Annotated in this window: 12 protein-coding genes; 7 read left to right on the top strand and 5 right to left on the bottom strand. The window is 44.1% G+C overall.

Annotated features, from left to right (window positions below; translation table 11 throughout):
* Nucleotides 1-792, bottom strand: a complete 792-nt coding sequence (locus tag K5Q73_RS00520) for a MipA/OmpV family protein (RefSeq protein ID WP_259650675.1) — start codon at nt 790-792, stop codon at nt 1-3.
* A gap of 709 nt (nt 793-1501) precedes the next feature.
* On the opposite strand from K5Q73_RS00520, the gene K5Q73_RS00515 reads away from it, so the two are divergent.
* The 3 genes from K5Q73_RS00515 to K5Q73_RS00505 are packed head-to-tail and all read left to right on the top strand — an operon-like array spanning nt 1502 to nt 7341.
* Nucleotides 1502-2962, top strand: coding sequence for a glycerophosphodiester phosphodiesterase family protein (locus K5Q73_RS00515; RefSeq protein ID WP_220758671.1), 1461 nt, complete (start codon nt 1502-1504; stop codon nt 2960-2962).
* Entirely contained in the window at nt 2955-5423 is a 2469-nt protein-coding gene (locus K5Q73_RS00510) for a PEGA domain-containing protein (RefSeq protein ID WP_220758672.1), read from the top strand. The genes K5Q73_RS00515 and K5Q73_RS00510 overlap by 8 nt, the downstream gene beginning before the upstream one ends.
* 25 nt (nt 5424-5448) lie before the next feature.
* Entirely contained in the window at nt 5449-7341 is a 1893-nt protein-coding gene (locus K5Q73_RS00505; RefSeq protein WP_220758673.1) for a hypothetical protein, read from the top strand.
* Nucleotides 7342-7615: 274 nt separating this feature from the next.
* Here the strand turns inward: K5Q73_RS00505 and K5Q73_RS00500 are convergent, their stop codons facing one another.
* From K5Q73_RS00500 to K5Q73_RS00490, 3 genes are read right to left on the bottom strand one after another with little or no spacing between them, the layout of a single operon-like run.
* Complete coding sequence (locus tag K5Q73_RS00500) at nt 7616-7786, bottom strand: hypothetical protein (RefSeq protein WP_220758674.1); 171 nt, start codon at nt 7784-7786, stop codon at nt 7616-7618.
* Nucleotides 7787-7833: 47 nt separating this feature from the next.
* Entirely contained in the window at nt 7834-8685 is an 852-nt protein-coding gene (locus K5Q73_RS00495) for a DUF6861 domain-containing protein (protein WP_220758675.1), read from the bottom strand.
* 32 nt (nt 8686-8717) lie between these two features.
* Nucleotides 8718-9104, bottom strand: coding sequence for a hypothetical protein (locus K5Q73_RS00490; RefSeq protein WP_220758676.1), 387 nt, complete (start codon nt 9102-9104; stop codon nt 8718-8720).
* 497 nt (nt 9105-9601) lie between these two features.
* On the opposite strand from K5Q73_RS00490, the gene K5Q73_RS00485 reads away from it, so the two are divergent.
* The 3 genes from K5Q73_RS00485 to K5Q73_RS00475 all read left to right on the top strand — a co-directional run bounded on the left by K5Q73_RS00485 (nt 9602) and on the right by K5Q73_RS00475 (nt 11838).
* Nucleotides 9602-10225, top strand: a complete 624-nt coding sequence (locus K5Q73_RS00485; protein WP_220758677.1) for a 5-formyltetrahydrofolate cyclo-ligase — start codon at nt 9602-9604, stop codon at nt 10223-10225.
* A gap of 210 nt (nt 10226-10435) precedes the next feature.
* The gene (locus K5Q73_RS00480) at nt 10436-11056 is read left to right on the top strand and encodes a DUF1326 domain-containing protein (RefSeq protein ID WP_220758678.1); all 621 of its coding nucleotides are present in this window, start codon (nt 10436-10438) and stop codon (nt 11054-11056) included.
* Between the two features lie 44 nt (nt 11057-11100).
* A complete protein-coding gene (locus K5Q73_RS00475; protein WP_220758679.1) occupies nt 11101-11838 on the top strand; it encodes a DUF2182 domain-containing protein in 738 nt (245 codons plus the stop codon).
* 252 nt (nt 11839-12090) lie between these two features.
* On the opposite strand, the gene ung is transcribed toward K5Q73_RS00475, so the two are convergent.
* Nucleotides 12091-12759, bottom strand: a complete 669-nt coding sequence (gene ung / locus K5Q73_RS00470) for a uracil-DNA glycosylase (RefSeq protein WP_220758680.1) — start codon at nt 12757-12759, stop codon at nt 12091-12093.
* A gap of 253 nt (nt 12760-13012) precedes the next feature.
* Between ung and K5Q73_RS00465 the strand changes: the two genes are divergently transcribed.
* Nucleotides 13013-13570, top strand: coding sequence for a type II secretion system protein (locus tag K5Q73_RS00465; RefSeq protein ID WP_220758681.1), 558 nt, complete (start codon nt 13013-13015; stop codon nt 13568-13570).
* Nucleotides 13571-13613: the final 43 nt, after the last annotated feature.

The raw sequence follows: 13613 nt of genomic DNA, 5'->3' as shown, positions 1-13613 counted from the left end.
CTAAAATACATAGCTGATTGAGGCGTTAAAAAACGACACATAACCAGACTCATTAAAGGGGCTATCTGTAACTTCATCTGACAGCACGTTCATACGGTACATAGCGCGAAACACAAAGCTTTCGCTAATAGGATAAGCAACTCCAAGCTCTAGACCATAACTAAATGAGTGACCCGGTTTATATGCAGGAAACAGCTCTGTAGCTTCTTCATCGCTTACACCAAAAAGATACTGGTTTAACGTAGAAGATGAGTATTCTACGCTCGCTAAAGCATGAAAATTCCAGTTACGCATCTGCCACGACTTACCTAACCTTGCACTGCTTTGGATCCGCTGCCCGTCAAAATAATCGCTGACGATACGATATTGGAACACGTAATGGTCATCCCAATAGCGCGTTGCTCTAAAGCCTGCGCCTATATATAGAGAATCTTCTGACATCAAATAATTGTTGCGTCCAATCTCGCTTAAACTGCCGGGGTCAATCCCTTCGGGCCGCGCCCAGGAGGTTTTCAAATTGGCGGCTAAAATATCCAATGACCAGCTTTCGGAGTTCCAAAAGTTAAAGCCAAGATTTATACCATCTTGCGACTGATGCACCATCTCAACAAATAGGCCTTTATACTGGTACATGCCACTGATAAGCAAAGAAGGCTGAACCGCCTGATGCTCGGTTTGGCGCACATCGACTTTATTAACACTATGAACACTAGCACCCAGCTCAAAATAACCGCCATTTGCTAAGCGATTATCAACACCACCTGCCACACTGGTGGCAATGTCAGATGCCATCACTGTGCTAGGCAATGCCCACAATAGCGAACACAAAACTGCCCATCCTGCTATAGCAAGTCTTAGCATAATGAGTTAAACCGTGTTGTATTTAATATAAGAATCAGCAACATGACATACCATCTAATGGTTTGGTAACAGTAGTAAAGACTACGCTTCAAATGATTGTTCAAAGAAATTAGTTAGCGCTAAAGAGGCGCAAATAACGAGTCGATTTATATCGCCGATTGAAGCAACTTTGTTGTCAAATCGAGCTTGCAAACATTGATAACACTCAGATAATTTCCCCACTACACTTTTACAGCCTCAAAATACTACACAAGCCGTCAATAGCGCAATAACACCAAGCACACAGCGAGAACAATAGACACACTGAACCAACAACGTGCTTACGATGATCTCAGAATATTTCAAAGGTATTAGATATTATTTAGGTTATCTAAATGATTGGGGGTTAACAGCGATAATTAACCACGACTAAACAGGTTTCATTAGTAAGCTTTTATCAATAAGTCTGTTACTAAATAAGCATAAACAACTGTAACCGCTAAACATATATCACAGAATGTAAATTATTACACAATAAGACTTTTTAAAAATCACAATAAAATCATAGCGTTAGCGTTATACGGGAGCGTTACCCCCATTGTTTCCTACATGGATTTCAAGTATAAAGCCAGAATAATTAATAACTTACAATTCCGGGACTATGGCAAGTTACATAAAAGCCCCTCGCCGTTGCTACGCGGTACTGCTCATTGCACTTTTCGCCCTTATTGGTTGTCAATCTCCCCCCGATACACCACCTGCACCAGCGAAGATTATTCCTCAAGCGTTAAGCCACTTACCCTTTGACGTTAAAGTCGATGGCGCTGATATTGTCGATATTCAATTAACACTAGGCGATCGCAACTTATACCTGAGCGATAATGGCCATATCAAAATGGTTTCAATTGCACAGTGCCCGCTGGATATCTCTGCACACCGTGGTGACTTCCGTTTACCGGAAAGTAGCGATCTTGCTATTGCATCTGCACTGTTTGATAACTACAACAGTGTCGAAATCGATGTCATGCAATTAGGAGATGGGACTTGGGTTAACCATCATGATAGCCAAACTGGGCGAGCTACGGTTTATTACACTGGCGAGCGCTACAAACTTGAGCGTATGAATTTCAAGCAATATGCCAACCTAAAGCTACGCCAAAAAGGCTCGAATGATTTGCTCGATAGGCGCCCAATTACTGCATATGAGGCCTTTACCACCTTTGCAGCATATCGCTCTTATGATCAGCTACTAAACGTAGAGATTAAGTCTGAAGCCAATGGCCATAAGTTAGTTGAGCTCGACAATATGTTACGCCAAACTATTGGTCAGGGAGGCTTTTACTATTCGGCATCGGATCTTGAAATACTGGAGAAGCTCCGTGGGATAAACCCTCGCGTCTATCTTGGATTTGTTCAAGGCGCGCACCCAACCAGTGTCGATAAAGTGACTGCAGATCTGCGCCGCGGCGCACAAAACGATGACTACTACTTAGATAACCAAAATAATATCGAGTTTGCCGGCAAGTATGGCACTAAGCGATATCGTTCTCGCTATAAAAACTATGCCTCATCGTCAGGCATAAGAATGCTTAACGATAAACTTGGTTCAAACTCAGGCCTGCATTTAGATATTCGCAGCTTTATGCAAAATACTAGTGTCCTAAATAGTGCGCACCGGTATGGCATGAAAGTGTATAGCTACACGATCAACGGCACCGATTATCATCAGTCGCAACTAAAGCGTTTGTCTAAATCAAAGCTGCCTGATGGGGTTATTGTCGACACCACACCTTATAAAATCTGCCAAAAGCTATTTAATGCATCTGTACCTAAAAAACGCTATCAGCCGCTAACCGCTTCAGGTAAGTATATCGCCTCGCTCCCCGCAGACGCTGATTTTGACCGCTTTAACGAAATGCTAGGTTACCAACAAGAAGGCTATTACATCTCGCTAAACTCGGGGCTTAAAGCGATTGCTAGCGCTAAAGCCAAGCCTAAAAAAGTAACTCACAAGTCTCATGCGAGCAATCCTCATGGTTTCCCAACAATTGTTGATGAAAAAATAGAAACCACTAATAGCAAAACCATTATTTTAACCCTACCAAGTAGCAACAATGACTGATAAAAAACACAGCCCATTTGCCACCGGTTTATTAAAATCGGCGCCAACGCAAACTAAAATGGCACAAGCCGAAAAAGAACTGCAAAAGGTGCAAAAAAAGCAGCAATCTTCGGCGGCTAAACAACAAAAGCAGCAAAAAGTAGAACAACAAATTGCAGTTACAGGAAAACCATTTTGGTGGTTGATGACTATGTTCATCTGCTCTGTGGTTTACCTGTTTCCTGAGGCTATATTCAACGCCGCCTTAACTGATGTGGCTGGCGGGCGTAACGCTAGTCATGATGACTTGCGCGCAGTCGAGCTATTTGGCCGAACAATTAGTGGTATTGGTGTCACCTTGCTACTGGCTGATATGTTGCTAACAGGCAAACGTGTCGCCAAAGTTGGCCACGCTTTAGGCTATTTCAGCTTAATTGCCGTACTTGTATGGCCTACAGTATTTTTTGGCCAAAAGTGGTTAGTGGATAAATTTATTATTGATGCCTCTACGCCTGCTGAACGCCAACAAGCCTATCTTTCACAGGTACTACGTAGCGCATTAATTGAAAAGTCGATTCAATTTGAAGGTATAAACTACGACCCAGATACCGCTCACAGCAGCACCGAAAAAGCCTTTCTATCTGTGTTTGGCGGCTTAGTCTATGCCGATGATAAACTGGTTGATGATCTCTCGCAGAAAAAACGCATGATCATGGAAAAGTTTGTCCGTGATAAGGCGATGTCTAGCTTCGATACTCACTATCAAGATTACGACGATTTTCGCCAAACCCTGCGCGGCAAGTACCAAGAGTATGCCGATGGCTCAGCTAAGTACAACCGAGCAGTTGCCAGCGCACCTGAACGCTCTGATGAGTATTGGTTAGATACCCAAAACCAAGTCAAACAAGGTTGGGAAAAGTACCAGAAAGGCGTAACCGCCTATGAGGCTCGTGTTGAATCTAGAGCGCAGAAAATCGCACCTAAAATGTATGACTATTTCGAACGTCGTAACGAGTGTAAAGAGCGAAAAGGCAGCAGCCGTAATAGCTGCTATGAGCGTTTACAAACAAACTATGATCGCGAGATCAAAAAATTAAGTATCCCCTATATTCCTGCAGACGACTGGCTTATTCGTGAAGAGATCTCTACCTCTGAAAATGTCGGTAACTCTATCATTGCTGGTGTTATGACCTTTGGCTTATTCACCGCCATGCAAGCGGTAGACGCGGTAACCGGTGGCGATGCGGGCTTGAAAGATCACCGCATGGTTTACACCAATGATGTGAATCACTATAAGAACGTGCTGATGGTAAAAATGGAGCCCGACTTTATTAAAGAGTCAGGCGGCTACCCGCTAGGTATTAACTCACTACATACCTTTAGAGTGCACGAGCTCACTAGCGTTAAAGTGAATAAAAAACTTAAACAAAAGGGCTTAAGCTTACCTACAGCTTGGTCTATTACAGACCGTTTAACCTTTGATAAAGCCGTTGCCAGTAAGGTACGCCAACAGGCTGATATTGAATGGCGCAAAAACATGCGCGCTAAAAATACTGAAATGTCGCCCAATCTTAGTTGGCAGCAGTTCCAACGTCATAGTGAGATCCAACAACGCATTGAAAAGCGTATGGGCGAGCTATACGTCAAGCCAACCTTAGCGGACTGGAACAACCGTCAGTTTAAGCAGCAGATCATTGAACCCAATATTCAGCGCAAAACCACCGAATACATCAATGTATTAGAAGCACAACAAGTTGAGTTTGCCGATGGCGGCAAATTTGCTGCAACGGGTAAGTCAGCGCTACGAGCAACTATTATCCCGCCTATTTCAATGTCGATTAGTTTGGCCTTAGTCTTGCTTACAGTACTGAAACTGCCAATGAAGCTGCTGGAGTTAGTACAAGCTAAACAGGCAAAGCCTAAAGATGAAGGTAAAAAAGCAACTAAACCCTATATCAAACCTACTGTAACCATCGCCTTATTAGCCTGTATTTTTGTGGTGCCTTTATCTATTGGTAGTAATAAATACACCATGGATGACTCGGCGATGAATTACTTCTTTGAACAAATGGAGAGCAACGATTCGGCCAGTGCTTCCTTTGCATTAAAGTGGTTATTGGTGACCCAACCGCTGGTGCAACCTATTGGTACATCATTGGATAACTTACTAAAAATGACCCAAGGGTTTCACGCCATTAGTGGGCCATTAAACCGTTTCGATTTAGCGGTTCTACCTGAACATGATGAGGTGGCAAACCAAAAGAATATCGCTGCCAAGCCTAGCTTGTCGCTGCCATTAACCATTAATACCAACGTGGATAATGCCAGAATTTCGGTGATGAATATTAAACCAAAGTATCAGCCTGGCATGCAGCTTCCACCTGGTGGCTACGACATCAAAGTCAGCGCACCTGGCTATCAAGACGTCCGCCAATGGGTGTACCTCAAAGCCGACCAAACCCAGTTTAACCTTAAGTTTTAATCAGTGATTTTATAGGAAGTCTCACGTGAGTAAATTGCAACAATTTCAAGATTTTATTCGAAGCAATGGTGAAAAAATCACAGGGGTTAATGTCCCCGTAGTCCTCAGCGATGAACAGGCTAAAGATGCCCAATTAAAGTTCAACTTTGGCTGGCGAGTCGAAATTGGCGTAAGCCGCCATAAACACGGTGGCCGACGCCCATCAGGGATTGCCAGTGGTAGCTCTTCAAGAGCAAGCCAAGAGGCCAATAAATCCGCTCAAGAATATGTTAGCGGCCGTAATCCACTGTTCAACGAACGTTTTTTAAAGATCCTCGGCCCGGATGTTTCAAAAAACTTCTTAATAAAAAATACCAATCTAAACTCAGCGCCAGATGTCTATGTAGGCGAAGATCTTTGTAATACCTGTAATGGTTCTGGCTGTGTAAGATGTAGAAGCTGTCGTGGCAGTGGCAAATTAAACTGTTTATCCTGTAGTGGCAGTGGCCGAGTCAGCGTAAGTCGCTACGACAGTTACAATGAACGTACGGTTTACACCACTGAAACCTGCTCGACCTGTTATGGCAGCGGTAACCGCACTTGTACTAGCTGTAATGGTAGCGGTGACGTCACTTGCGGTACCTGTGATGGTAGCGGTTATTTATACTATAGCTACACCATTGATGGCGAAGCGAAACGCAGTACCAAGTGGTTCTACACCAGCAGCGATTACCATGAATGGACTGACGACTTTGTTAAACGTACAGGGCTGAACGTTGTTCACTGCGTTAACGATATCACTGAAATCGATGTGAAGGATGAGCTTGACGGTTGTACCTTTATATATGGCTTTACCGCGGTATTACCAACACTACAATTTACAGCAAGCATTGATAAAGTCGACACTAAGATGTGCTTCGCAGGTAAGCAAAACCTTACCCACGATGCAGGAGGGATCTACGATCCAGCTGTTTGGCAAGTTGCGCAACAACTAGGTGCTGGCAGCAAGAGCGACGATGTGATTGCACTGGCGACCCCGGCAATTAAAGATATTATTGAAGCCAGAGAGACTAAAAGTAAGATCGCTTTACTTGAAGAAAATTGGGTTTCTACTGAAATTAAAGACGCTATCGGTGCAAATTACGATAGCTTAATAGGCCAACTTAAAAAGCAGAGTATTAAAGGGATCATTCCTAAAATGCTCGCTTCATTAGTAAAGTACGGCTACCTGTTCTTTATCTTAGCCGCCATGATTGCACTATTATTTCCACACTTTGCCGAAAATAGCATACAAAGAATGGGAATAATGGAATATCCACAATGGGTTATTGCGGTACTGACTGCAGAGTTTGCACTATTTGGGATCCATCCCTTAGCCAACTACGCCATGGCATTAGCGCTATTTTTCGCTAGCTATCAACTGGTTAAAAAATACTATTGGAAAGCTATCGGTAAGGCTAAAACCTACGCTCTGGCATTAGGCATCACTTTGCTACTACCCCATGTTTGTCTGAGCCTGTATTACAACACTCTCACCGCGCTCGATCAGCCACCAGCCATTGTTAATGCACTAGCAGGCGGCGCTATTTTTCTTGGATCATACCTATTCGTTATGGGTGTGGCATTGCCAAAGAAATGGTACTTAAAGCCGTTAGGCTTAATTGCTGCTGCAGCGCTATATGTTGGCCTTCAGTTTGTGATTGCCATGCTTAACGGCCCACTTGGTATTGTGCCTGTAGAAGAGAATTACGCGAAAGGAGTTGGCTACATAGTGCAGCCTGCACTTATGTATACTCTGTACAATTTTGTCGAAATTATTTTGTTATCAGTGCTGTTCAGTTACTTCTTAACCCGACGACGTTTCTGGTTAAATGCCAAAACAGCCGTAGCGGATTACAACAGCCCCGTTCTACTCAAATCGATGAATATGGAGCGTTAACCGCCAAGACGATACGGGCTAAGACGACGAAAAAGCAAAGACGATAGAGCCAGTTAAACAGCTCTTATCGTCTTAGTTTTAACCGTCTTTGCTTTAATCTTTTCCTAGAGCCCAGGACCTTGCTAGCCCCGTAAGCGAAGCGTTCTGTAGTGACATAGTCACGTTCGCTAGGCCGCAGGCCGTTCGACTGCTCTAAAACCATTTCAGCTTTTATCGTCTCAGTTTTAACCGTCTTTGCTTTAATCTTTTCCTAGAACCTAGAACCTTTCTTAGTCTAATCTTTACCAAAAAACCCATAAAGATAATAACCGCCATAACCTAAAGTGGCTGCGCCAACGATGCTCCACTCGTACCAGGTTATTTGTTGCCCCGTAAGTAACTCATAGCCTAGATTACACCAAAGTACGATGACTAATATCAATGGAGAAAGAGCTGCTGCTAACATCAATAACCTCTATATAGCTTAGAGCGTAAATCGCTCGGTAAAACCCATTAAACCCAAAGCTTGTTAAATTTGTTTTTCATACTGTTCAGAGCATCGTTAGCCACATTGCTGACACTGCTACTGACTTTGTTAACCTTACCGCTAACATCATTAATAGCCTCGCTAACGGCTTCATTTTGGCCGCACTTATTCAGTTCTTTTGCGCCAAAATGTTTACCGATACTCGCTCCTGCAGCCGCCCCCACTATGGTGCCAGCCCCTGGTACTATTGAGCCCATAACCGCGCCGACTTTTGCTCCCACCAGCGCGCCACCGACAGACCCAGCAATCTCGGCCTTCTTTGCCTCTGCACTGTTATTTTTACCCGAGACTATTCCCTCCAGTAAGTTACGCTCGACTTGGGCATCAAAACCTTCTATATAACCCAACTCTTGACGCCATTTACTCATAGCTACAATCAGTTGCTCCGGCTCGTGTCCTCGGTTAAGCAATTCACTAAATATACCGAGTACGATATCCATGCCAAAAGTTTGGTACATATTACGCAGTTCGATATAGATAGGGTCATCTGCCAATTCTGAACCAACTGAATCCCGAACCCACTTTCCCATAGGGTTAATAACCGAGCCAACTATACCGCTTACATCGGCAATCAATGAGCTACGATCTCTTTCTATAATACCTTCAACAAAGGCATAACCTTGCTCAAACTGCTCATCATTAAGCATGATAAATTGGTGAATATCAGATCCTACCTCAGCACATACTGCTTCACACAAACACTGTGGACCAATAACTATCTGGGTAATACAGTCAGAATCCATCATTGCTAATGCGTTTTTAAGGTGTAAGTCTAAAATGGTAAAAGCTTCGGCTTCTAAATGCTGAATTTGGTTCATTACCGACCCTATCTTTAGTTAGGAATTTGTAGTTAGGTATTGATAAAGTTAAGAATGGAATAGGTAAGGTTATCACCCGCATCAATATCACCTATGTAGGACGTTTCTAAACCTCCTTGAGCATCATAACTATTGGCGCCAAAGGCTGTATCGGCGCTATGACCAGAAAATTGTCCATTAGCATTATACCTATCGACACCACCAAACACGTTTGGCCGAGTAAAGCCGTCAAACTGACCATGGGAGTCAAAGTGATTGACTCCACCAAATACGTTATCGATATCCTGCCCAGAAAAGGCGCCGTGGGCATCGGAAAATGAGATGCTATTACCCAAAGGATTAGCCATGCCACTGCCAACAAAAGTCCCATTTTCAAACATGCTGACACGACCGGCAAATTGACTGGTTAGGTTTATCATTTATCCCTCTACATTTAGAATCAACCATCAAACTATACAGCTGCATACACCAGTGTTCAAGAGAAGATTGTAGGGTATAGGACCCAGTCACGTTCGCTAGACCGCAGGCCGTTCGATTTAGCTTTAAAAAAGGTCCTAGATCCTAGGGCGCTTCGCTTCGAGGACGGACTTCGTCCTACTAAGAAAAGCAAAAGTTCAAAACAAAACTCAAGCAAAACGCTCTATTTTCCGCTTTTCCCGTCTTGGCTTTTCTTAGGCCCTTATTCGTACCGTAAGCGAAGCGTTCTGTAGTGACGCAGTCACGTTCGCTAGGCCGCAGGCTGTTCGTCGCTTCAATCCCAGCATGCACCGTCTTTGCTTTAATCTTTTCCTAGAATCTAGGACCTTTCTTTGAACCTAGAACCTTTCTTTGCTTTTCCCTAGAACCTCGCCCCTTCTTTGCTTATGCATTCTTGCCAAGTTAAACTGCTTAGCTCATTGATAAGAGAGTCTTTGTTATGCCACAACAGCTTCCAGCTCTATATTCCTCGACTGTTGATACTCAAGCGACTCGCAAGGCCCTTCGCCTGCAAGTGCGACAAGCGCGGCGATCACTGTCGGATGAACAGCAGACAGCTTTCTCGCACATGGCAGCCAAGCACGCGTTAGAGTCTCTACTGTCGCGCAAAGTTAAGTCTGTTGCCTTGTATCTTAGTAATGACGGCGAGCTCGACACTCAACCGTTAATCGAAGGGCTTTGGCAAAATGGCGTTGATGTGTACCTACCTAGATTGCACCCGTTTAGTGCCGGAAACTTGCTGTTTTTACGCTATAACAGAGATACCAAACTGCTGAAGAGTCACTTGGGGATCTGGGAACCTAAGTTAGATATTACTCAGATGATCCTCACTCAGCAGCTCGATGTGGTGCTCACACCATTAGTCGCTTTTGATATGCAGGGAAATAGAATGGGCATGGGCGGCGGATATTATGATAGAACCCTCACCAATTGGCAGCAGCAACATAAACCTTTGCCAATAGGCTATGCCCATGATTGTCAGCAAGTCGACGCCCTGCCATGTGAGCATTGGGATGTACCTTTGCCGTTTATTTTCACCCCTAGTCACTGCTACGAATTTTAGCATTAATCATTATTAGACTGATTATCACTGATAGTGAGCTGTTTAAGCCTTTCAGCTATATGCTTTGCGCTTCCGCCGTTTATAAACAACAAGTTATAAAATATCTAAATCAGCTCTGTTGCCTCAGCTAACTTAGCTTAGATCCAGCCCGATCTCCGCAATGCTGCATGACTATACTTAACAGCACCCTTACATTTTTGGATATGCATAATGAGTGCTGATAATAACTGGTCGCTGAATATGCACCAGATAGAAACCTGTAACTGTAACCACGGTTGCGGCTGTCAATTTGCAGGCTTTCCTGACTTCGGTTCTTGCGAAGCCCTACTTGGCTTTATGGTTAATCATGGTCATTTAAATCAAACAAAACTAGACGGTTTAAAAGTGGTGCTAGCCTTAAAATGGCCCGGCGCTATCCATGAGGGTAACGGTACCTGTATCTTGTTTATCGACTCTAGTGCTAGCGAAGAACAAGTCACAGCCTTAGCCACTATATTTTCAGGCGCCGCTGGCGGCATGCCACTAGAAGCGCTCTCCTCAACGTTTACCACAGTCGTTGGTCCCGTTATCGTCAATATCAATATGGATACCAGTGAAACCAGCGCCTCTTTCGATGTTGAAGATGTTATGAAAGTCCAGCAAAAGCCACTGCTAAACCCTGTTACCGGTGAGAACCAACACGTGCATATTAGTTTTCCTGACGGCGGATTTATTTGGAATGATGGCCGTATTGGTACAACCGAAACCATGTGGCTTAAACATGACGCCTTAAGCTTTAACCACGCAGGAAAGTTTGCTGCTAAGGCGAATGTGCAGTGGCCAAACGGATAGCGACCTATAGCTGCGCAGCTTTTTATGAGTCAAGAGATTAGCCAATGGTTAATCTCTCGCAGGTTTCAAATAAGCTCCACTCTCCAGTAACTTGGCTTAGCATCCTGCTATTAACCGGATTGAGCTGGTATTACATGCTATTTGATATGACCATGATTATGGCGCCTCACTGGCATCTATATGAGCTCACCATGGTGTTTATGATGTGGGCGGTAATGATGGTAGGCATGATGCTCCCCTCTGCTACGCCTATGATTTTATTATTCGCAAAAATCAGCCAAACACGCCAGCAAAGATCAGCCGAATTTGTCTCATCGAACTTGTTTATCTTAGGTTATCTGCTGCTTTGGAGTCTCTTCAGTCTAGTTATCACCTTAGTGCAGTGGCAGTTACATGAACTCGCCTTGATGACGCCTATGATGAAGAGTAGCAATCATATCGCCAGCGGTATTCTATTGATCCTTATCGGCATCTATCAAATCTCCCCCCTCAAACAACAGTGCTTAAATTACTGCCGTTCCCCGCTTAACTTTCTGATGACCCAGTGGCAAGAAGGCAAAGTAGGCGCAGTTAAGATGGGGCTAAAACACGGATTATATTGTGTTGGATGCTGCTGGCTGTTAATGACATTACTGCTGGTTGTAGGTGTGATGCACATAGGTTGGATCCTAGCGCTGTCGATTCTAGTATTGCTAGAGAAGGTAGTGAGTTGGCCTGAAGCCATCAACCTAGGGATTTGCCTAGCCTGTCTTGGATTTGGGCTCTACTTTTTAGTGGGGTAATTCTTGTTTACTAAGCAAGGAGGTAAGCTAAGGTTAATTAGCGCTATTCTGGAGTGTTGCAAACAAAAAATAGTGCTCACTTCGTTTGCGACATAGAGGACACGAAGCAAAAACTCTGGCTGGCTTTTCTTCGTGCTCTTCGTGTATATAGCGGACTTAGTGGTTCATTGTTATCTTTCAAAGTCATCAGATTTCTCTGAGTAAGTGAATAGTAGCCGTGCAATCCACTCTTGTTATTGAATAAGGCCTCGCTTATACCTGCCAGTCGATGAGCGCCTCGCCCCTTGCTTGCAAGATCTCATTAATTTTAGAGAAATGCTGACAACCAAAAAAGCCACGATAAGCCGACAGTGGCGACGGGTGTGGCCCTGAGATTATCTGATGCTGCGGCGCATTAATACCTTTGCCCTTTTTGATGGCATGAGCGCCCCAAAGCACGAAGATAATCGGTTGGCTCTGCTGATTAAGTAACTCAAGCGCATTGGCTGTAAAGGTTTCCCAGCCCGCTTTAGCGTGAGAGTGTGCCTTGCCCTGCTCCACAGTTAGCACGGTATTGAGCATCAATATTCCCTGCTCAGCCCAGTGACTCAAGTTGCCATGTTGTGGAATGCTAAAACCATCGATATCGGTTGCCAGCTCTTTGTACATATTTGCTAATGACGGCGGCGTCTTAACCCCATGTTTAACCGAGAAACACAAGCCATGTGCCTGCCCTGGGCCATGATAAGGATCTTGGCCAATCAGCACTATGCGCACCTTATCCAGTGGCGTCGAATCAAAAGCAGCCAACACTTCACTCTCTGGCGGGTAAATGACCTTACCGGCAGCACGCTCTGCACTGACGAAGTCTTGCAAGGTTTGAAAATAGCTTTGCTGTTGCTGCTCTTTTATAAAAGAGCCCCAGCTAGAATGAGCCGTCATGCTCTTACCTGAAAAGATTAATTTGCCTAAGCTTAAAAGGTCCAGACACGGCTTGCAATCGCCTCTTTACAAATCAGCAGTAAAATCAGTATTGCTCTAGCCGTGACAGGTTAAGAGCTATAATCTGGAGTTAAACACTAACAAGTTTGCCATCTAAGGCACAATTATCTGCGACAAATATCAACGTTTTGTCATTGGTATTAAAAATTGTCAGTGTTAATATAGCGCTTCCTTCACATTTGGACGGCAATAGATGTACTTTCCAGCCTTCTCATCTAAGCAGCAATCAGGTTTTACTCTTATCGAACTCGTTGTTGTGATTATTATTTTAGGTATTCTCGCGGTTGTTGCAGCCCCTAAGTTTCTAAGCCTGTCTGAAGATGCACAAGTGTCTCATGTTAAGGCCACTGGCGGTGCATTTAAGTCAGGTATCGATTTAGCGAGAGCCGTATGGGCGGTAAAAGTCGGTGATGGTCCCGCAGAAAACCTACCGGTATTTGGTGAGTCAGATGATAACCACGTCGACTTTAATGCTAACGGCTGGCCTGCCCAACATTACTATACCGATGACGAGGAATCGCCTAAGCTTGATAATGTTGAAGACTGCATATCGGTATGGGAAGTGCTTTTTCAAAATAAAGAGCCTACAGTTTCAAAATCGACCACAACGGATGAAACTGATTATAAAGTCAGTTACGATAGTTCTGTACCTGCTGTTTGCCTGTTCAGCTATACGGACAATCCTAACCTATCAATCACTTACGACTCGAATAACGGTAGTGTTGTGGTGGACTCAGATCCAAGCACCTAGAATAAGCCTGCTTAGATGAGGTCAGAAAAAGTCTGCTAGGGTA

Source organism: Shewanella sp. MBTL60-112-B2, assembly GCF_019655055.1.
GTDB lineage: Bacteria > Pseudomonadota > Gammaproteobacteria > Enterobacterales > Shewanellaceae > Shewanella.
This window is presented reverse-complemented; position numbering and strand designations above follow the sequence as displayed.